The organism is Corallococcus sp. EGB (genome assembly GCF_019968905.1).
Taxonomy (GTDB): Bacteria; Myxococcota; Myxococcia; order Myxococcales; family Myxococcaceae; genus Corallococcus.
Genome location: NZ_CP079946.1, coordinates 6,614,061 through 6,634,126, shown reverse-complemented (window position 1 = coordinate 6,634,126; position 20,066 = coordinate 6,614,061). Strand labels below are relative to the sequence as shown.

The window sequence follows — 20,066 nt, the reverse complement described above, 5'->3', positions numbered from 1 at the left end:
CGCTAGCCCACCGCGTGCGCCGCCAACAGCACGCCGCCCCACACGATGAATATCCCCACCAGCGCCAGCACCACGTGCGCCACGGTCCACTCGCGCCGGGGCGGCGGCCCCTCCAACGCCATGCGGCGCTTGTCGAGGCAGCTGGCGCAGCGGTTGATGCCCTCGAACTGCGTGGTGCACTCGCGGCAGATGACGCGCCGGCACTCCACGCAGACGCCCAGGCCCGCGCGGTCCGGGTGGTAGTGGCAGCGGCCCGAGCCCTGAATCATGCGCTCACCTTACGCAATCCAGGGCTCGCCACACCACCCCCGCGCGGGCCTCCCTCGCCTACAACTCGTCGAAGAACTCGTCGTTGTAGGTGTAGCGGCCCAGTCGTTTGACGAGCGCCTCCATGGCCTCCACCGGCTTCACGGAGAAGAGCATCTGCCGCAGCTTCTTCACCTTCTCGTACTCGCGAAGGGTGAAGAGCTTCTCCTCCTTGCGCGTGCCGGACTGGGCGATGTTGATGGCCGGGAAGACGCGCTTCTCCGCGAGCAGGCGGTCCAAAGTCACTTCGGAGTTACCCGTGCCCTTGAACTCCTCGAAGATGACCTCGTCCATGCGGCTGCCGGTGTCGATGAGCGCCGTGCCGATGATGGTCAGCGAGCCTGCCTCCTCCGTGGCGCGCGCGGCGCCGAAGATGCGCTTGGGGCGCTCCAGGGCGCGGCTGTCCACGCCGCCCGTCATGGTGCGGCCGGAGCTGTCCACTTCCTTGTTGTAGGCGCGCGCCAGGCGGGTGATGGAGTCCAGGAGGATGACCACGTCCTTGCCGGATTCCACCAGCCGGCGGGCGCGCTCCAGCGCGAGCTCCGCGACCTTGAGGTGGTCGCCCGTGGGCCGGTCGGAGCTGGAGGCGATGACCTCCGCCTTGATGCTCCGGCGCATGTCCGTCACTTCTTCCGGGCGCTCGTCGATGAGCACCACCATGACGTGGCACTCCGGGTGGTTCTGGATGATGGCCTGCGCGATGCGCTGGAGCATGATCGTCTTGCCCGTCTTGGGCGGGGCGACGATGAGCGCGCGCTGTCCCTTGCCGATGGGGGCAATGAGGTCCAGCACCCGCGTGACCATCTCCTTGTGGCCGTTCTCCAGCTTCAGCCGCTCCGTGGGGTCCACGGAGGTCAGGTCGCTGAAGTGCGGCAGCCGGGGCGCGCCGTCCAGCGGGCGGCCGTCCACCGTGTCCACCTTCTGGATGATGCCCTTGTGGCCGCGCATCTGCGCGAACGCGGTGAGGTACTGGCCCTGCCTGAGGCGCAGCTTCTGCACCAGGTTCTTGGGCAGCTCCGGGTCGTCCGGCGACGCCAGCAGGTTGCGCTTCACCTGACGCAGGAACGCGTTGGGGCCCTTGGCCTCCGTGTCCAGCACGCCCTCCACGGGCGCCAGGTTCTGCTGCGGCTGGCCCTGCTGCCCGCCGCCGCGCTGCTGCTGCTGCTGCGGGTGGCGGTTGTGCTGCTCATGCCGCTGCGGCTGGCCGCCCTCCTGCGGGCGGTGCTCCTGGCCCTGCGGCTGGCCGCCCTGGGGCTGCTGCTGTTGCTGCTGGGCCTGGCGCTGGCGGTACTGCTCCAGCTCCTGCGGCGTCAGGAAGACCTGCACCTGCTGGCCGTCCGGGCCCGGCTGCATGCGGTAGGCCTGGCCCTCCGGGGTGAAGTGCACCTGCGCGCCACGACGGCGACGGCGGCGGCGGCGGCGGCGGCCGCCCTGGCCCGCGGGGGCTCCGGGCGCGCCGTTCTGCGGGGCGCCTCCGGAGGCATCACCTTCATCGGGACCCTCGTCGCCCTCGTCGTCGCCGCCATCGTCATCCGCCTCGGGAGGCGCGGGGGGGCGGGCAACCGCGGGCGGGGGCGGCGGGTTGCGGGTCTCGGGGTTGTCGGAATTCTCGCTCATGGGGCTCCACGCGTGACGGCCCTGGATGGCGGCGGCCTCGAGGGGCCGACGGGGACGTCAGGAAGCAGGTTTTGGGACAGGAAGCCGGACGCGGGGCCTGCGAGAAGGCCGAAACCGCCGGTTCCTGAAACCCCCGGCGGCCCAAACGCCGGCCGGGAGGCACTCACCACCCTAACAGAGCGCCAGGATGGGGCGCCCGCAATTTCGCCGCCCGTGTGCGTGGCCTGTCCACCGGGCGACCTCCGCCTGGGGCTCCTGGAGCTCCGCGTGAGCCCCCGGGGCCCTCAGCGGATGCGCACGCGGAAGGGCATCATGGCCTTCAGGCCGGGGCGCAGGAGCTCGGCCGAGCCCAGCCCCACCTCCCGGGCGAGCACGGACAGCGCCTCCGGCGGGCGCTCCGGCAGCGCGGGCAGGAGCGCCCCCGCCAGCGCGTGCACGCCGGGCTCTCCGCCCAGGCCGGAGAGGAAGCCGCGCGCGTCCCCCATGACGTCCAGGTCCAGCTCCTCCGTGGGGGACACCTTCGCGCGCTTGCGCGCCGCCGCCACGGCCTCCGGCAGGCCGCCCATCCCGTCCACCAGCCCCCGGGCCAGCGCGTCCGAGCCGCTCCACACCCGGCCCCGCGCCACGGCGTCCACCTTCGCCTTGTCCATCTTCCGGTTGCGGGCGACCTCCGTGATGAACGTGTCGTAGGAGTCGTCCACCCAGGTCTGCACCGCGGCCTGCTGCTCGGGCGTCCATGGCTTCCACCAATCCAGGAGGTCCGCCATGTCGCCGCGCTTGAGCGTCTGCTGGCTCACCCCCAGCTTCGCGCCCAGGCCCTCCAGCGCCGGCTTCGGATAGAAGACGCCGATGCTGCCCGTCAGCGTCGTGGGCTCCGCGAGGACTTCATCCGCGGCCACCGCCGCGTAGTAGCCGCCGGAGGCCGCCGTGTCGCCCATGGAGGCGATGACGGGCTTGTGCTTCTTCGCCTCCAGCACCGCGCGGTACATCTGGTCGGACGCCAGCACGTCGCCGCCGCCGGAGTCCACGCGCAGGATGATGGCCACCACGGACGGGTCCTCCTGCGCGTCCTCCAGCGCGCGCACCACCGTCTCCGCGCCGGCCACCCGCGCGAAGCCCAGGGGGGCCTCGCGGCTGCGGCCCCCGGTGATGTCGCCCAGCACCGGCACCACCGCGATGCGGCGGCGCCGGCCCCAGCGGTCCTCGCGCTCGTCGCGCGGCGAATACGTGGGGTGGAAGCGCAGGCCCGGGAACCACTCCGCCACCTGCGCGTCCAGCTCCGACGCGGACACCACGCCATCCAGCAGGCCCGCCTCCTGCGCCCGCTTCGAGGACAGGATGCCGTGGGCCCACGCCGCGTGCTGCCGCTCCACGGACAGCTTGCGCCCCGCCTCCACGGCCTTCTCGTAGTGCGTCACCTGCGAGTCCAGGTACGCATCCAGCGTCTCGCGCTCCGCGGGGCTCATGTCCGTGCGGGTGAACTGCTCCATCGCCGTCTTGTATTCGCCCACGCGCGCCACGTCCCACTGGACGCCCAGCTTCTCCATGGTGCCGCCCAGAAACGTCACCGTGGCGGCCAGGCCGTTGATGGGCAGCGACGCCTCCGTCAGCGCGTACACGCGGTCCGCCGCGGACGCCACGAGGTAGCTGCGGTCATCCCCGGACAGCATCACCACCACGACCTTCTTGCCCGCCTCGCGCAGCCTGAGCAGCGACCGGCGCAGCTCCTCCGCCGTGCCCCAGCCCACGCCGGGCAGGCCCTCCATCTTCACCACCACGCCCTTGAGCCGCTCGTCGCGCGTGGCCAGGTCCAGGAACTTCATCAGGCGCAGGTACGGGTCCACTTCGCTGAAGCCCAGGAGGGACAGCGCGGGGCTCACGCCGCCCGAGAGCATGTCGTCCAGGTCGAGCAGGGCCACCACGCCGCCGCCGCCGCGGATGGACGGGTAGCGTTCGGATGACAGGCGCACCTGCAGCACGTGGTCCAGGCCGTTGCCCGCGCCGCCCGCCGCGTACGTCAGGCCCGCGTGGCCCAGGTCCACCGTGGCCGCGAACTGGAGCGCCAGCGGGATGCCGCTGACGAAGCCGTGGGACAGGCCGCCGCCCAGCCGGAGGCCGCGCACCACCTCCGCCTGGAGCGTGTACGTGGCCAGGCCCTCCCGGAAGCCGCCTTCCGCGAAGAGCCAGTCCACGCCCAGCGTGTAGCGCTCGCCCAGCGGGCGCAGGCCCAGGCCGAAGTTGTAGCTGCGCCGCAGCTTGAGGCCGTCGCTCTCCGGCGCGTTCAGGTTCTGGGCCACCGCGGCCAGCGACAGGAACCGGTAGGGGCGCGCGGTGAGGCCCACGTCCCAACTGGTCAACCCGCCGATGCGGCGGTCATCCGAGCTGAAGTCGTGCAGGGCGGCGCCCAGCTTCAGCGTGCGCGGCCCCAGCGACAGGCCGAAGGACGTCTTGCGGTAGTCCGGCGCGTTCTCCCCGCGGATCCACTCCAGGGAGAAGCCCGCGCCCAGGCCCAACAGCCGCGCGCCCAGGAACACCGCGTCGCCCACGGCGTCGGATTCGAGGTTGCGCTCGTGGAGGTAGAAGAGCTGCCCCGCGTCCTGGAAGCCCAGGCCGGCGGGGTTGAGCGACAGGGCGGGGGCCTCGTCGATGAGCGCCGCGTTGGTGGGCGGCAGGGTGATGCCCAGGGGCGGGGCGGGGGCCCGGTCGATGGAACTCGTCTGGGCGAGCGCGAGGCCGGGGAGGAGGGCGAGCAGCGGCAGTTGGCGCATACGGCCCGGGACTCTAGGTGCGAGCCGCCCCGGGACAAGCGCCGTGTGTCACCAGTCCTCGGTACCCGACACGTCGTCCAGCGGGTCATCCCCGGAGTGCTTCTTGACGGACTGTCGCGACTGGCCGCCCCGGTCCTCCGAGCCCCAGTCCTCCGCGCCGCTGCGGTTGTCCAGCGGGTCGCGCTTCTTGACGGACTGCTCACCCTCGCTGTTGAGGAGCTGGTTGACCACCCGCTCCATCTCCGACTTGAGCTGACCGTACTCGTCGCCCTGGAGCACCAGCTTGCGCGAACCCAGCCGCTTGCCGTTCTTCACATCGAAGTAGCCCACGGACAGCTCCGTGCCGCGCTCCGGGATGACGCGCACGGTGCCCACCAGCGCCCGGTCCAGGCTCAGGGACTTGAGCAGCGACGCGATGGCGTTGGCCGGCTTGTCGCTGGGGCGCGACACGTCCGGAATCACCTTGTCCAACTGCGCGTCGTAGGCCTTGTAGGTGGCAGTGGGGGAGAGGTTGGCGACGACCTCCACGTCGTCCGGCGTCACCTCCGCGATCTGCCCGAACTGGCGGAAGCCCGGCCGCTCCATGCGCACCAGGTGCTTGCCCACCGGCAGCGTGGGCAGCGTCAGCGGCGTGAAGCCCACCGCCTCGCCGTCCACGTAGACGCGGGCGCCCGCGGGCCGGGACTTGAAGGTGGCGGTGCCGCGCAGCTGCGCGGGCCGGCTCGTGGCCACCTGCACGCGCAGGGTGATGAACTCCCGGCTGAAGCGCTTGGGGTTCAATTCGAACGTGGGGTTGAGCGCCATCAGGTCGATGAGCAGCAGCTTCGCCTCCTCCACGTCTCCGCGCAGCTGGAGGATGGCGGCGTGCAGCGCCACCGCGTCGCACAGCGGGGAGCAGGACTGCATCGACGCGACGGAGCCTTCCAGCTCCTTGAGCGTGGCGCGCACCTTGCGCTCCGCGTCCTCGTAGTCGCGCGCCTCGAAGGCCTTGACGCTCTCCTCGTAGCCCTTCTTCGCGCGAGCGAAGGAGGCCTGCGCGCCCGGGTCGTCCGGCAGGCCGAAGAGGTCGCGCGGCTTTCGCACGGAGTAGCCGGCGAAGTTGCCGAGCGCGTCGTTCATGTAGCTCTCCATCTGCACCCCGGAGGACTCGGACGACGGGTCCATGGGGATGAGCAGCGCGGAGATGCGGCCCGGAGAGGGCGGGGCGGACAGCGCCAGGGCTGGCAGCAGCACGAGCGCGAGCGAGAGGGCTTTCATGAGGAGTCCTGTGCGCTTGACGCCGGGGCTAGAAGGAAATTCCACCGGGCAGACCGTTCACCGGGTTGAAGCCCTGTCCGCGGTCCGTGGTGGCCACGTATACGACGCCCGCCGTCACGGCCGCCACGCCCGCCGCCGCGGCCCAGAACCAGGGCTTGCGCAGCACGGAGTCGCTGGCCACGAGCGGCTGCTTCTCCTCCTTGGGGTTCTGCGGAAGGGCAGAGCCCGCGAGGAAGGTGTGCAATTGCTCCGCGGCGCCATCCGGGCTGTTCTTCCCGTCGCGCTTGCCGAAGTCCACCTCCACGCCGCGCAGGCGGTTCTTCGTGCGCAGGTCCCACGCCTGCACCTCGCCGTGCAGCCGGCCCTTCTTGTCCTGGAACGTGGCCGCCAGCACCACGTAGCGCGCGTTGAGCCGCTCGCCGATGGCGCCCACTTCCGGAGGCGTGCCGTTCGCTTCGAAGGCGGCTTCCGTGCCCGCCTTCGCCGCCGCGTCACGCAGCGCGGACAGGCCCGGCGCAGGGGCCAGCTTCGTCTTCAGCTCCGTGGGGGCGGACGGCTTCACCTCCGCGTACGTCGAGAACGGGGCGTAGCCGGGCAGCACGATCTGCACGGGGTAGTGGCCCGGGGCCAGCTTCGCGCCCGTCAGCGGCGTCGTGCCCACCTCGCGGCCACGCACCAGCACGCGCGCGCCCTGCGGGAGCGAGTTCACCACCAGCGAGCCCTGCGGCTGCGCGGACAGCTCGCGCTGCGCGTCCGAGAACACCCGCTGCACGTCCTGGCCGAAGAGGCCCGCGTCCGGGCGCAGCGACGGCTCCGCCACCAGCGCGCTCGTGAAAGAAGCCTTCGCGCCCGCCACGTCGCCGTTGAGCAGCTGGGACGCGCCGAGGAAGAGGTACGCCTCGCCCAGCTTCTCCGGACGCAGGTCGCCGGGGCGCTGCACGTAGGTGTCCGCGGCCGCCTTGAACTTCACCGCCGCGGCGTCCGGGTCCAGGTTGTCGTACGCCGCGCGGCCCTCGTCGAAGAGCGCATCACCGCGGGGGTTGGCCTGGGGCTCCGGCGGCGGGAAGGCGGTGGCCAGGTCCACGAACTGGACGTCGCCCGCGCTGGACAGCTTCGTGACGAGCGACTCCTCCAGCTTCGCCGCGGAATCCGCCGCGCCCGGCTGGCGGGCCACGCCAAAGACAGCCACGGCGTTGGACGGGGCCGCGCGCACCACCGGGGCCGGGACGTCCGCCATCTTCGGGGGGGTGGGGCTCGCCGGAGTGAGGGGGGCCGTCTTCGGGGCCGTCTTGGGCGCCACGGGCGCGTCCGACTTGGAGGCCGCTTCATCCGGCGGCGTGAAGGCGTCGTCAAGGTCGGACGCGGGCACCTGCTTGGTGGCGGCGGGGCGCTTCTTCTTCGCGGCCGCGGCGGCCTTCCGTTTGGCGGCGTCGGCTGCGGGGGCGCTCAGCACGCAGGCGAGCGCGAACGTCAGGGCAAGGCGGGTGGTGTTCACGATTCGGCGGATGCTAGCCGACCCTGGGGGCGGAAGACCAATGCCTCCCCGGGACGGGTGGGCCCGTCCCGGGTGTGCGGGGACTTCCAACTTTTCAGACGTCCAGCTCCTGCACCTCGCCGGCCTGCTCGGTGATGAACTTGTAACGCGCCGAGACGTCCTTGCCCATCAGGTCATTGATGATGCGGTCGGTCTCCAGCGCGTTGTCGATGGTGACGCGCAGGCTGATGCGGTTCTTCGCGTCGAGCGTCGTCTGCTTCAGCTCGTCCGCCGTCATCTCGCCCAGACCCTTGAAGCGCATGATGTTGGGCTTGGCGTTGCCCTTGGCCTTCTCGCGGATGATGCGGTCGCGGTCCAGCTCGTCCAGGGCCCAGTACGTCTCCTTGCCGATGTCCACCCGGTACAGCGGCGGCTGGGCGATGTGCACCGCGCCCGCTTCGATGAGCGGCCGCAGGTGACGGTAGAAGAACGTGAGCAGGAGCGTGGCGATGTGGTGGCCGTCGCTGTCCGCGTCCATCAGCAGGAAGACGCGGCCGTACCTGAGCTTCGTGATGTCGAAGTCGGATCCGATGCCGCAGCCCAGGGCGCTGACGATGTCCTGGAGCTCCTTGTTGGTGGCCACCTTGTCGGTGGACGCCTGCTCCGCGTTGAGCACCTTGCCGCGCAACGGGAGGATGGCCTGGGTGCGCCGGTCGCGGCCCTGCTTCGCGGAGCCGCCTGCGGAGTCACCTTCCACGATGAACAGCTCGCTGGACGAGGGGTCCGTGGACGAGCAGTCCGCGAGCTTCCCGGGGAGGTTCAACCGGTGGCTCACCGCGGACTTGCGGCTGATGGCGGCGGAGGCCGCGCGGGACGCCTCGCGCGCGCGGGCGGCCAGGATGATGCGCGCCAGCAGCGCTTCCGCGATGGACTTGTTGTCGTTGAACCACTTCTCCAGCACCGGGCGGATGGCGCCGTCCACCTGCGCCGTCGTCTCCGGGTTGTTGAGGCGGCCCTTCGTCTGGCCCTGGAACTGGGGCTCCACCACGTACACGGAGAGGATGGCGGTGATGCCCTCGCGGATGTCCTCCGCGGTGAGCGTCACGCCCTTGGGCGTCAGGCCGTGCGTCTCGATGTAGTTGCGCATCGCCTTGACGATGGCCGCCCTCAAGCCCGCCTCGTGCGTGCCGCCCAGGTTCGTGGGGATGCCGTTGACGTACGAGCGGATGTGCTCGTCCGTGGCCTCCGTCCACGCCAGCGCCACCTCCAGGCGGACCTCGTTGTCGCGCGAGAAGTAGAACGGCGTGCTGCCCGCGGGGACGATGGGCTTCTGCCGCTCCGACACGACCTTGGTGAGGTATTCCGCGATGCCGCCGTCGTGCTTGAACGTCTCCGACGTGGGGGGCGTGGTCGTCTCGTCCTTCCAGACGACCGTCATCCCCTTGTGCAGGTAGCTCTTCGCCTCCAGCCGCTCGCGCACCAGGGCCGCGTCGAACTTCTGCTTCTCGCCGAAGATTTCGGCGTCCGGTTCGAAGGTGATGGACGTGCCGGTGCCGCGGGCGGGGCCCTCCACCTTGAGGGGGCTGGTCGCCTTGCCGCGCGCGTACGACTGCACGTGGCGCTTGCCATCCTTCTTGATTTCGATGAGCAGCTTGCTGGTGAGCGCGTTCACCACGGAGCTGCCCACGCCGTGCAGACCGCCCGAGTGGATGTAGTTGCCCTGCTCGAACTTGCCGCCCGCGTGCAGCGTCGTGAGGATGACCTCCACGGCGGGCTTCTTGTGCTTGGGCATCATGTCCACGGGGATGCCGCGCCCGTTGTCCACGACGGTGATGGACTTCGCGCCCTTGTGGAGCGTGACCTCGATGAGGGACGCGAAGCCGTTGATGACCTCGTCCACCGAGTTGTCGACGATCTCCCAGAGGAGGTGGTGGTAGCCCGTGCTGTCGGTGCCACCGATGTACATGGCCGGGCGCTTGCGCACCGGCTCCAGGCCTTCCAGGACCTGGATGTCCGCGCCTGTGTAGGTTTCCTTCTTGGTCGCCATGGCCTTCCCGCTACTCCTTCTTCTCCGGCAGCGGCACGAAGGTGATGGGCTTGGCCACCTCCTTCACCGTGTCGCGCTTGGACATCTCATGGCCCTTGCCGCCGCGGCCCGTCACGGAGAACTTCGCCGGTGACAGGTGCAGCTTGCGGCCCTTCTGCGTCTCGAATTCCAGCGTGGCGTCCTTCTGGCTGACGGGCGCCGCGAGGAAGTCCACCACCTTGTCGCCCTCATCCACCTTGATGACCAGGACGCCCTTGCCCGGGCCGGCCAGCTCGTTCACCTCCGCCACCTTACAGACGAGGGCGTTGGTCTTCTCCGTGAGGACGGCGAGCAGGTCCTTGTCCCCCACCGGCTGCGTGCCGATGATCTCATCGCCCTCGCCCGTCTTCGCGTAGCGGCGGCCGGCGCGGGTGGAGACCTCCGTGTGCGGCGCCAGCAGGAAGCGCAGGCCCAGGCCCTGGCGCGTCACCGCCACCAGCTTCTCCGGCTGGGGCAGCCGGGCATCCAGGGACAGGGCGCCCACCACGCGCTCTCCGTCGTCGAACTTGAAGAGCTTTTGCACCGGATCGCCGTAGCCGGTGGAGGCCGGCACGTCGTTGAAGCGGGTGACGTACGCGGTGCCGAAGTTGCTGAACAGCACCAGGTTCGCCTTCAGGCTGCCGGCGAGCACCGCCATCACCGCGTCGCCTTCACGCAGGCGGGTGGTGGACGGGTCCTTCACCTCGCGCACGCGCTTGATCCACCCGTCGCGGGTGATGACGACGTGGGCGTCCTCGTCCGCGATGAACGCCTCCGCGGAGAACTCCATCTCCTCGGAGCCCGCGCCGCCAATGCGCGTGCGGCGCTTGTCGGTGTACGCCGTCTTCAGGCCGGACAGCTCGTCGTGGATGACGGCCCAGCGCTTCTTCACGTCCTTGAGGATGCCCTCGATGCGCTTGATCTCCGCGCGCTTCTCCTTGAGCTCCTTCTGGACGATGAGGATCTCCAGGCGGGCCAGCTTGTAGAGGCGCATCTCCAGGATGGCGTCCACCTGGAGCTCGTCCAGCTTGAAGCGTGCCATCAACTTCTGGGCGGCGTCCTGCTTGCCCTCGGACTGGCGGATGATCCGGATGATCTCATCCAGCGCGTCGTAGGCCTTCTCGAAGCCTTCGAGGATGTGGACGCGCCGCTTGAGCTCCGCCAGCTCGTGCTCGAACCGCTTCGTCACGATCTCCAGGCGGAAGTCGAGGAAGTAGCGGAGGATGGACTTCAGGTCCAGGCGCTTGGGCGTGCCGACGTCCGGGTTCTCCGACGGGACGAGGCACGTCAGGTTCACGCCGAAGTTCGTCTGCAAGGGCGTGTGCTTGTAGAGGTACGCCATCACCAGCTCGGGGTTGGCGTCCTTCTTGAGCTCCAGCACGATGCGCACGTCCGTGGTGGACTCGTCGCGCACGTCCGTAATCAGCGGCAGCTTGCGCTCGCGGACCAGCTCGCCAATCTTCGCGACGAGCGTGGACTTGTTCACCGTGTACGGGATGGAGGTGACGACGATCATCTGACCGCCGCGCTTGAGCTCCTCCAGCTTGTACTCGCCGCGGATCCGGACGGAGCCCTGGCCCGTCTCGTAGATTTCGCGCAGCTCCTTCTTGTCGTTGAGGATCTGCCCGCCGGTGGGGAAGTCCGGACCCTTGATGAACTTGAGCAGGTCCTTCGTCTCCAGCTCCGGATTCCCGATGAGCGCCAGCAGCGCGTCCACCAGCTCGCCCAGGTGATGGGGCGGGATGTTGGTGGCCATGCCCACCGCGATGCCGGTGGTGCCGTTCATCAGCAGCTGCGGCACGCGCGCCGGGATGACCACGGGCTCGTCGCGGGTGCCGTCGTAGTTGGGGCGGAAGCGGACGGTCTTGCTGTCCAGCTCACCCAGCAGCTCCGTGGCCAGCTTCTCCAGGCGGCACTCGGTGTAGCGGTACGCGGCTGCGGAGTCGCCGTCCAGCGAGCCGAAGTTGCCGTGGCCGTCCACCAGCGGGTAGCGCAGGGAGAAGTCCTGCGCCATGCGCACCAGCGCGTCGTAGATGGCCGTGTCGCCGTGCGGGTGGTAGCGGCCCATGATGGCGCCGACCACTTGCGCGCACTTCTGGTACTTCGTGTCGAACGACAGGTTCAGGTCGTTCCACATGCCGTAGAGGATGCGGCGCTGCACCGGCTTGAGGCCGTCTCGCACGTCGGGCAGGGCGCGCGAGGTGATGACCGACAGGGCGTAGTTGAGGTACCGGCGGCGCGCTTCCTCGGCCAGGCCCGCGGGCAGTCCGTCCCCGCCACCGGCGCCGGACCCGCCGCCGCCTCCCTTTCCTCCGCCCCCTGCCGGGCCTCCCTGCTTCTTGCGCGACTTCGTTTCGGCTTCTGCGAGCATGGTCATGGAATCCAGATGTGTTCACACGGGCCGACCGACCGTGTGTGACGCGGCGCGTGGGCGTGCCGCCGTGCGCGCTGCGACTACCAGTCGGGTCGGACCCTCGGCGTCAGTTGGGCCGGACTACCATGGGCCTCTGACATTGAGAACGAATTCGGGAGGTTGCGTCGGCTCCCGCGCGGAACTTCTATACGCCCGTGCAGTCCTGAGCCTGCTTGAAACCCACCGCCAACCCCCCGGAATTCCGAGGGGGAGTGGGTATAGCGCCTGTCTGGCGGGCTGCTTCCGGCTAGCCGTTGTCGCCGGTGTTGGCGCGGGGCTTCTTGCCCTCCGCGCCGGGCGCGCGGCCCCAGTTGCCGCTGCCGCGCTTGAAGATCTGCACGCCGCGTCCGGAGCTGGCGCCGGCCATCCCGTTGATGCTGGCGGTGAGGGCCTTGCTCCCCGGCGGATGGTAGATGACGCGCACCTTGCGGGCGGACGGCAGCAGCGCGCTGGTGGCGTCCACCAGCAGGTAGACGGTGGTGCCATCCGTCTGGATGCGCTCGGGATCCTGCCGGTTGTTGAGGTCCGCGAGCAGCTCGCCCGAGTCCGCGCTGGTGGCGTCCGAGCCCAGCTGCCGGACCTTCACCCGAAGGGCCACCTCCGGGGGGGCGTCCTGGCGCTTGTACTCCCGTACCCCCTGGATGACGATCGCCAGGTCCGCGCCGTTCTCCGGCGCCTTCTTGTTGCCGGCCAGCTGCAGGCCGGACTGGGTGCTGGAGTCGGTGTCCAGGAAGAGGGTGACGTTGGCGCAGCGCTGCTTGCACTCCTCGCCGAAGGGCTCCTTGTCGAACTTCAGCCGCATGGCGAAGTCGCTGCCCTGGGGCCCGATGGTGGCGTCCACGATGACCGGGCGCTCCTCGTCCTGCGACGGCTTGTAGCGGAGGGTGGACGCGGTCTTCCCCGCGGCGGAGGCGGTCGCGCTGGCCAGGAGCGAGCAGGCGAGCAGGATGGGCAGGCACTTCACGGACGAGACCTCCTGACGGCGTGGGGCATCAAAAGGAGGCATTCAAAAGGAACTGCCCCGGGGCGGCAAGCCCGGGGCATAGAGTGTCCGCCTGGAGGACGACCATGCCCACGCCGTACGTGCGACAGCTGAAGCTCGGACCCATGGACAACTTCGTCTACCTCGTGGGGCCGCAGGATGGTCCGGAGGTGGTGGTGGTGGATCCGGCGTGGGACGTGCCGGCCATCGAGGCGGCGGCGGCGCAGGACGGCAAGCGCCTGGTGGGCGCGTTCGTGTCGCACTGCCACGGCGACCACATCAACGGCCTGGCGGAGCTGCTGTCTCGCCACGACGTGCCGGTGTACGCGCAGGCGGAGGAGGTCGCCTTCTCCAGCCAGCTGCGCGAGTGGGGCGGTGATGCGCTGCGGCCGCTCAAGGCGGGGGACGCGGTGCCGGTGGGCGCGCGCACGTTCCATGCGCTGCACACGCCCGGGCACACGCCGGGGTCGCACTGCCTGCTGGCGGAGGACGCGCTCGTGTCCGGGGACACGGTCTTCATCAACGGGTGCGGCCGGTGTGACTTCCCGGGCGGCAACCCGGAGGACATGTACCGCTCGCTGTCGCAGGTGCTGGCGAAGGTGCCGGACACCGCGCGGCTGTACCCCGGGCATGACTACGCGGACGTGCCGGTGGCCCAGATGGAGGCCATCCGCCAGAAGAACCCGTACTTCGGCTTCCCGGACATGGCGTCCTTCGTGGCCTTCCGGATGCGGCCGCGCAAGTAGCGCGCGGCTTTCAGGGGCTCACACCCGTCGCGCGCGGGCCATGGGCGGCATCTTCACGCCGCCGGACGGCTTCGCGTGCATGGCCCACCAGGCGGACACGCCCAGCAGGGCCAGGGACAGGAGCGTCCACAGCGCGGCCCAGATGATGGACGGCACCCACGTCTCGCTGGCGAGGATGGCCGCGTCGCTCTGCGCGCGCACCGCGCTGTTCCACAGGTCGTCCCGCAGGTCGAAGATGACGTAGAGCGCGGTGAAGGCCGCGAGGAACAGGTTGAGCGCGTCCACCAGCCCCGAGGGCAGGAAGCGCGCGCCCAGCCCCATGGCCAGCGCCATGCCCAGACAGAAGGCCAGGGTGAAGAGGTCCCCCGCGTAGAAGAAGCCCATCACCGCCAGCCACACGGACGCCGCGCCCATCACCGCGCGGCCCAGGCGGAAGCGGAAGGTGGCCAGCATCAGCGCCGCGCCCGCCACCGCGCTGCCCAGGTAGCCTGCGGAGGACACGATGATGCGGTTCATGACGCCGGGCGGCAGGCGGGAGAAGCAGGAGCCGCCCTCGTTCACCTGGAGGTGCACCCGGTCCACCGAGCCCCCCACGAGCAGCGCGGCGATGGCATGCCCGCTCTCGTGCATCATCACCACCAGGACCTTCACCGGCCAGAGCACCGGCGAATACCAGAAGTACCAGGAGGCCCCCATCAGGACGAGGAGCAGCGCCAGCCTTCCGAAATCCAGAGTCGCTCCGCTCGCGGTCCGCATCGCCGGGTCCCCTCCTGCCTGGACACCAGAACATCCAAGCGCGTTCCATCTTCCGCGAAAATGGCCGCCGCCGACATTGTAACGGTCGCGCCAGGGCGGCGGACGGGGTAGGGAGGAGGGCACCATGAAGAAGACGCTCCTTCTCCTCTCGCTCGTGGCTGCCCCGGCCTTCGCCGGGGAAGGGAAGTGGACCCCGCAGCAGGTGCTGGAACTGAGCCCGGCCTGGCTCAAGGCGCAGGGCCTCCAGCTGCCGCCGAACAAGCTGTGGGACCCCAAGCGCGGCACGGGCCTGCTGGCCGGCACGGTGAACACCGGCGGTTGCTCCGGGTCGTTCATCTCCGCCTCCGGCCTCATCATCACCAACCACCACTGCGCCTTCTCCATCATCCAGGAGCACAGCTCTCCGCAGAAGGACCTCATCACCGACGGCTTCCTCGCGAAGAGCCAGGCCGAGGAGCTGCCCGGCAAGGGCTCGCGCGTGCAGGTGCCGCGTGGCTTCAAGGACGTGACGGCGGAGATCAACGCCGCCGCGGCGCAGGGCGCGGACGACCTCGCGCGCTACAAGGCCATCGACCGCAAGCAGAAGGAGCTGGTCGCCGAGTGCGAGAAGCGCCCCGCCACGCGCTGCCAGGTGGCCACCTTCGACGGCGGCGTGAACTACACGCTGGTGGACGCGGTGGAGCTGCAGGACGTGCGCCTGGTCTACGCGCCGCCGCGCGCCGTGGGCGAGTACGGCGGCGAAGAGGACAACTGGATGTGGCCGCGCCACACCGGCGACTTCGCCATCATCCGCGCGTACACCGCGCCGGACGGCGCCTCCGCCGCGTACAGCGAGAAGAACGTGCCCTACAAGGCGGAGTTCTTCTTCCCGCTGTCCACCGAGGGCGTGAAGCCGGGCGACTTCGTGATGGTGCTGGGCTACCCGGGCAGCACCTACCGCACGCTGCTGGCGGATGAGATGGCGGAGCGCCAGGCGCGCTACTACCCGCGCATGCGCGACGTGCTGGGCGAGGCCATCCGCATCCTGGAGACGGAAGGAGAGAAGGACCCGGCCGGGAAGATCGCCGTGGCCTCGCAGCTCAAGGGCCTGCACAACGCCTACAAGAACGCGGGCGGCCAGCTGGCGGGCCTCAAGCGCGGCCACATCGTGGAGAAGCAGCACGTCACGGAAGCCGCCACCGTCGCCTGGGCGCAGAAGGACGCCGCGAAGTGGGGCGACGCGCTCAAGGCCCGGGAGGCGCTGCTCGCGGAGCAGCAGGCGTCCGGAAAGACGTTCGAGCGCGAGTTCCTCTTGAACATGTCCGGCCGCCTGGCGCGCGGGCCCGCGCTGGCCACGTCCGTGGCCCGGCTGGCCATGGAGCGCGCGAAGCCGGACCTGGAGCGCCGCCCGGAGTACATGGACCGCGAGGTGCCGCGCATCAAGGACCGCCTGGAGCGCGAGCAGAAGAACCTCTTCATCGCCGCGGACAAGGCGCTGCTGCACGCGTTCGTCAAGCGCGCGCAGGCGCTGAAGCCGGACGAGCGCATCGCCTCCGTGGACGCCGTGTTCGGCAAGACGTACTCGGAGAAGGACGTCGCCGCGAAGATCGACTCGCTCTACGCGGGCACGCAGGTGCTCACGCTGGCGGAGCGCCTGAAGATGGCGGACGAGTCCGTGGCGCAGCTCACCGCGCGCAAGGACCCGATGCTGGCATTCGGCATGGAGCTGGCGAAGGAGCAGGCCGCGCTGGATGACACGCGCGACCGGCGCCAGGGCGCGTCCTCGCGGCTGCGGCCGGCGTGGCGCAAGGCGGTGATGGCGCAGGCGGGCAAGCCCATTGCTCCGGACGCCAACAGCACGCTGCGCGTGTCGTTCGCCAAGGTGCAGGGCTACACGCCGCGCGACGGCGCGCTGTACCTGCCGCAGACGACGCTGGCCGGCATGCTCCAGAAGCACACGGGCGAGGAGCCCTTCAACGCGCCGGAGAAGGTGCGCGCCGCCGCCGAGGCGAAGAGGTTCGGGCGGTGGGTGGACCCCCGGCTGAAGGACGTGCCGGTGGACTTCCTGGCGGACGCGGACACCACGGGCGGCAACTCCGGCAGCCCCACGGTGAACGGCAAGGGCCAGCTCGTCGGCGTGAACTTCGACCGCGTGTGGGAGAACGTCGCGAACGACTTCGGCTACAATCCGGACGTGGCCCGGAACGTCAACGTGGACGTGCGCTACCTGCTGTGGCAGCTCGACCAGGTCGAGGACGCGGACGCGCTCCTGCGCGAGCTGAACATCCGCAAGGGCCCGGCCGTGACGAAGGAGACTCGCTGACATGTCCGACGCGGGGGACGGGACTCCAGCGCTGCCCACCTTCCGGCCCGACGAGCGGGTGTGTGGCAATTGCAAGCTCTGGAGCCCGCACTCCACGGATCACCGGGGGTGGGTGGGGCCGTGCCGCTTGCAGGGCTCGCGCGGCATGTTCCCGCCCTCCGCGCCCATCTGTGACAAGTACGCGCCCCGGGGCTCGGCGGCCCCGGCGCCTGTCGTTTCGAGCACGCGGACCCGCGCCCCGCGGAGCGTGGCGCCCGTGGTGGTGCGCCACCGCGCGGATCCGCACGCAGTGGTGGACCTGGAAGGGCTGAACATGACGCGCGAAGAGCTGATGGACATCTTCCGGGAGGCGGCGGCCCTCAGCGATCCGCCGCTCGCGGGCAAGTGGGAGGGCGGCACCGTGCGGCTGGTGCCGGGCAACCCCGAGCTCCAGGCGAAGGACCTGCCCATCGACAACCTGTTCCACAAGGTCACCATGGTGCGCGACCGGCTGCGCGTGCTGGAGCAGAAGCTCAACGCGCACCCCAAGCTCACGGAAGGCGAGAAGGCGGAGATGCAGGGCTACATCACCCGCGTCTACGGCTCGCTCACCAGCTTCAACCTCCTCTTCAAGGAGAAGGCGGATCAGTTCGTGGGCAGCAAGGGCGAGGACTGACGGCCTCCGCCGTCAAGGCTGCTGGCCGCGCTCCTCCATCACGGTGAGGGCGCGCTGGCGGCCGCGGTGCAGGGCGCTCTTCACGGTGCCCTCGGGGATGCGCAGGAGCCGGGCGATCTCCGCGGAGCCCAGGCCGCGCACCTCGCGCAGGTAGAGGACCTGCCGCTGCTGGGGATTCACCTCCTCCAGCGCTTCGTGGAAGTGGCGGTGCATCTGCGCGCCCACGGCGTGGGCCTCCGGCGACACGGTCTCCTGGGGCGCGTGCGTCAGCCGCTCGCGGCGCCTGCGCGCGCGCAGCCAGTTGATGCTGCTGTTGACCATCACCCGGTGCAGCCAGGTGGTCCACGTCGCCCGCCCGTCCAGCCCCGGGGGCTGGCGCGACAGGCGCAGGAAGACGTCCTGCACCACGTCCTCCGCGTCGTCGATGTCCCCCACGATGCGCCGGGCGATGGCCAGCGCTCGTGGACGGTGCCGGGCGTACAAATCATCCAGGGTGGGGACGGGGAGGACGGCGGCGTGCGGGCCCATGGTGGACGGTCTCCTGTGTCTCCTCCTGGAACGAACGGGCGCCGGAAAGGGTCTATCGCCCTGAAGGACATGCGACCGTGGGGTGGGGGGCCGGAGCGGCCCGCCCCTCGAGCGGCCCGCTGGAGCCCGTCCACGGAAGCCAGGGCCGTGTTCCCGCGCGGACAGCCGGTGCGCACCTTCCGGGCCAGGGGGACGCCACCATGGCTCAGCTGGCCGAGTATGGACGCAGGAGGCCGTTCATGCCCCGGCTCCGCGAGGGCAGCGGCCTCATGGACGTGCTCCTGGGGCGTCCGCTCACCAGCGCCCAGGCGAGGCAGGAGAAGACGGGCGTCCTCACCGGCGTGGCCCTGCTGGGGCTGGACGCGCTGTCCTCCGCCGCGTACGGCCCGGAGGCCGCGCTCACCGTGCTGCGCCCGCTGGGCAACGTGGGGTTGTGGCTGCTGCTCCCCATCACCGCCGCCATCGTCGGGCTCCTGACCCTCGTCGCCAGCTCGTACGCGCAGACCCTCGCCGCGTACCCCAGCGGCGGCGGCGCGTACACGGTGGCGAAGCAGAACCTGGGGCGGGGCGCGGGGCTGCTCGCGGCGACGGCGCTGATGCTGGACTACCTGCTCAACGTGGCCGTGGGCATCTCCGCCGGCACGGGCGCGCTGGTGTCCGCGCTCCCCGCGCTGAGGCCCCACACCCTCCACATCACCCTGGGCCTGCTGGCGCTGCTCACCCTGGTGAACCTGCGCGGCGTCAGCGAGGCGGGCGCCGTGTTCGTCGTGCCCACCTGGTTCTTCATCACCTCGCTGAGCCTGGTGCTGCTCGTGGGCCTCTTCAAGCTGGCCGCCGGTGACGCGACGCCCGTGCAGCCGCCGCCCCCGCTGGCGGCGTCCACCGCGCCCCTGGGGGCGTGGCTCGTGCTCCGCGCCTTCGCCAGCGGGTGCACGGCGATGACGGGCGTGGAGGCCATCAGCAACGCCGTGCCCATCTTCCGCGACCCCACCGTCCGCCGCGCGCGCGTCACGCTGGGCATCATCGTGGTCATCCTGGTGACGATGCTCCTGGGCATCGCGGTGTTGTGCCGGGTGTACGGCGTGGGCGCCACGGATCCGGGCGGCCCCCACTACCAGACGGTGCTCTCGCAGCTCATCGCGGCGGTGATGGGGCGCGGCGTCTTCTACTACGTGGCCATGGCCGCCATCCTCTGCGTGCTGTCGCTGTCCGCGAACACCAGCTACGCGGGCTTTCCGCTCGTCTGCCAGGTGCTGGCGCGCGAGCGCTACCTGCCGCCGGCCTTCGCCCACCGCGGCCGCCGCCTGGCCCTGTCGCGCGGCATCCTCACGCTGTCCGGGCTCGCGGCCGCGCTGCTCATCGTGTGCAAGGGCATCACGGACCGGCTGATTCCCCTGTTCGCCATTGGCGCGCTGATGGCCTTCACCCTGTCCCAGGCGGGCATGGTCGTGCACTGGAGCCGGCACCGGGAGCAGGAGGGCTGGCGGTGGCGCCGGGCCCTCAACGGCGCGGGCGCGGTGATGACGGCCATCACGCTGTGCATCGTGGCCGTGTCCAAGTTCGTGCACGGCGGCTGGGCCGCGTTCGTCATCGTGCCCCTGGGGTTGATGCTGCTGTCGCGCGTCCACGCCGCGTACGGGCGCACGCGGCGGGTGACGGAATTGAAGCGGCCCCTGCTCCTGACGCCCGCGTCGCCGCTGGTCGCGGTGGTGCCGGTGGACCGCTGGTCCCACGCGTCGGAGACGGCGCTGCGCTTCGCGCTGGAGCTGACCGACGACGTGCGCGCGGTGCACATCTGCAGCGGCGACACCGACGAGGCGGCGCTGGACTCGCAGTGGCAGCACTTCGTCCAGGGCCCGCTCCTGGCGGCCGGACGGAGGCCCGCGCCGCTCGTGCACGTGGGGTCGCCGTACCGCGCGCTGGTGTGGCCGCTGATGGACTACCTGGACGCGCTGCTCGAGGAGGTGCCCGGCGGCACCGTGGCCATCGTGCTGCCGGAGCTGCTGGAGCGGCGCTGGTACCGGTCCATGCTCTATGGCCGCCGCTCGGAGCTGCTCCGCAGCGCGCTGCTGTTGACCGGCGAGCGGCGCCTCGTGGTGATCAGCGTGCCCTGGTACATGAGCACGGAGGCGCGCCCGGAGCCGCACTCGGCCTGGGGCGACTCCGCCCACCCGGGGCACGGGTAGGGCGAGGGCCC

The 20,066-nt window shown here is 70.6% G+C and carries 14 protein-coding genes; 4 read left to right on the top strand and 10 right to left on the bottom strand.

Annotated elements, in window-relative coordinates; genetic code table 11:
• Positions 1-2: 2 nt before the first annotated feature.
• From KYK13_RS27115 to KYK13_RS27080, 8 genes are all read right to left on the bottom strand, one after another.
• Positions 3-269: a hypothetical protein gene (locus KYK13_RS27115; protein ID WP_223635223.1), complete on the bottom strand. Its 267-nt coding sequence runs from the start codon at positions 267-269 to the stop codon at positions 3-5.
• Between the two features lie 58 nt (positions 270-327).
• Positions 328-1,923 (bottom strand): transcription termination factor Rho, encoded by a 1,596-nt coding sequence (rho, locus tag KYK13_RS27110; RefSeq protein ID WP_223635222.1) that lies wholly within the window; start codon positions 1,921-1,923, stop codon positions 328-330.
• Positions 1,924-2,207: 284 nt separating this feature from the next.
• Complete coding sequence (gene sppA / locus KYK13_RS27105) at positions 2,208-4,691, bottom strand: signal peptide peptidase SppA (RefSeq protein WP_223635219.1); 2,484 nt, start codon at positions 4,689-4,691, stop codon at positions 2,208-2,210.
• A gap of 48 nt (positions 4,692-4,739) precedes the next feature.
• Entirely contained in the window at positions 4,740-5,948 is a 1,209-nt protein-coding gene (locus KYK13_RS27100) for a PEGA domain-containing protein (protein WP_223635217.1), read from the bottom strand.
• 28 nt (positions 5,949-5,976) lie between these two features.
• On the bottom strand, positions 5,977-7,443 hold the full coding sequence (locus KYK13_RS27095) for a PEGA domain-containing protein (RefSeq protein WP_223635214.1): 1,467 nt from the start codon (positions 7,441-7,443) through the stop codon (positions 5,977-5,979).
• A gap of 94 nt (positions 7,444-7,537) precedes the next feature.
• Positions 7,538-9,469 (bottom strand): type IIA DNA topoisomerase subunit B, encoded by a 1,932-nt coding sequence (locus KYK13_RS27090; RefSeq protein ID WP_223635211.1) that lies wholly within the window; start codon positions 9,467-9,469, stop codon positions 7,538-7,540.
• Positions 9,470-9,479: 10 nt separating this feature from the next.
• Positions 9,480-11,858, bottom strand: coding sequence for a DNA topoisomerase (ATP-hydrolyzing) subunit A (locus KYK13_RS27085; RefSeq protein WP_223635209.1), 2,379 nt, complete (start codon positions 11,856-11,858; stop codon positions 9,480-9,482).
• Between the two features lie 289 nt (positions 11,859-12,147).
• Entirely contained in the window at positions 12,148-12,864 is a 717-nt protein-coding gene (locus tag KYK13_RS27080) for a hypothetical protein (protein WP_223635206.1), read from the bottom strand.
• A gap of 104 nt (positions 12,865-12,968) precedes the next feature.
• On the opposite strand from KYK13_RS27080, the gene KYK13_RS27075 reads away from it, so the two are divergent.
• Positions 12,969-13,628, top strand: coding sequence for an MBL fold metallo-hydrolase (locus KYK13_RS27075; RefSeq protein ID WP_223635203.1), 660 nt, complete (start codon positions 12,969-12,971; stop codon positions 13,626-13,628).
• 18 nt (positions 13,629-13,646) lie between these two features.
• Here the strand turns inward: KYK13_RS27075 and KYK13_RS27070 are convergent, their stop codons facing one another.
• Positions 13,647-14,384 (bottom strand): M50 family metallopeptidase, encoded by a 738-nt coding sequence (locus KYK13_RS27070; protein WP_223635200.1) that lies wholly within the window; start codon positions 14,382-14,384, stop codon positions 13,647-13,649.
• Positions 14,385-14,508: 124 nt separating this feature from the next.
• On the opposite strand from KYK13_RS27070, the gene KYK13_RS27065 reads away from it, so the two are divergent.
• Both KYK13_RS27065 and KYK13_RS27060 read left to right on the top strand, forming a co-directional pair.
• Positions 14,509-16,686: a S46 family peptidase gene (locus tag KYK13_RS27065; protein ID WP_223635197.1), complete on the top strand. Its 2,178-nt coding sequence runs from the start codon at positions 14,509-14,511 to the stop codon at positions 16,684-16,686.
• A 1-nt stretch (position 16,687) separates the two neighbouring features.
• Positions 16,688-17,341 (top strand): hypothetical protein, encoded by a 654-nt coding sequence (locus tag KYK13_RS27060; protein WP_223635194.1) that lies wholly within the window; start codon positions 16,688-16,690, stop codon positions 17,339-17,341.
• A gap of 12 nt (positions 17,342-17,353) precedes the next feature.
• Here KYK13_RS27060 and KYK13_RS27055 read toward each other — a convergent pair whose 3' ends face one another.
• Positions 17,354-17,869 (bottom strand): RNA polymerase sigma factor, encoded by a 516-nt coding sequence (locus KYK13_RS27055; protein ID WP_223635191.1) that lies wholly within the window; start codon positions 17,867-17,869, stop codon positions 17,354-17,356.
• 239 nt (positions 17,870-18,108) lie between these two features.
• Here KYK13_RS27055 and KYK13_RS27050 point away from each other — a divergent pair, with 239 nt between their 5' ends.
• Positions 18,109-20,055, top strand: coding sequence for an APC family permease (locus KYK13_RS27050; protein ID WP_223635188.1), 1,947 nt, complete (start codon positions 18,109-18,111; stop codon positions 20,053-20,055).
• The last annotated feature ends 11 nt before the right edge of the window (positions 20,056-20,066 follow it).

Coding starts and splice junctions, on each gene's coding strand:
- KYK13_RS27085 (WP_223635209.1), bottom strand. CDS start 11,858: ATGCTCGCAGAAGCCGAAACGAAGTCGCGCAAGAAGCAGGGAGGCCCG.
- KYK13_RS27070 (WP_223635200.1), bottom strand. CDS start 14,384: ATGCGGACCGCGAGCGGAGCGACTCTGGATTTCGGAAGGCTGGCGCTG.
- KYK13_RS27055 (WP_223635191.1), bottom strand. CDS start 17,869: ATGGGCCCGCACGCCGCCGTCCTCCCCGTCCCCACCCTGGATGATTTG.
- rho (WP_223635222.1), bottom strand. CDS start 1,923: ATGAGCGAGAATTCCGACAACCCCGAGACCCGCAACCCGCCGCCCCCG.
- sppA (WP_223635219.1), bottom strand. CDS start 4,691: ATGCGCCAACTGCCGCTGCTCGCCCTCCTCCCCGGCCTCGCGCTCGCC.
- KYK13_RS27090 (WP_223635211.1), bottom strand. CDS start 9,469: ATGGCGACCAAGAAGGAAACCTACACAGGCGCGGACATCCAGGTCCTG.
- KYK13_RS27100 (WP_223635217.1), bottom strand. CDS start 5,948: ATGAAAGCCCTCTCGCTCGCGCTCGTGCTGCTGCCAGCCCTGGCGCTG.
- KYK13_RS27050 (WP_223635188.1), top strand. CDS start 18,109: ATGCCCCGGCTCCGCGAGGGCAGCGGCCTCATGGACGTGCTCCTGGGG.
- KYK13_RS27060 (WP_223635194.1), top strand. CDS start 16,688: ATGTCCGACGCGGGGGACGGGACTCCAGCGCTGCCCACCTTCCGGCCC.
- KYK13_RS27075 (WP_223635203.1), top strand. CDS start 12,969: ATGCCCACGCCGTACGTGCGACAGCTGAAGCTCGGACCCATGGACAAC.
- KYK13_RS27065 (WP_223635197.1), top strand. CDS start 14,509: ATGAAGAAGACGCTCCTTCTCCTCTCGCTCGTGGCTGCCCCGGCCTTC.
- KYK13_RS27115 (WP_223635223.1), bottom strand. CDS start 269: ATGATTCAGGGCTCGGGCCGCTGCCACTACCACCCGGACCGCGCGGGC.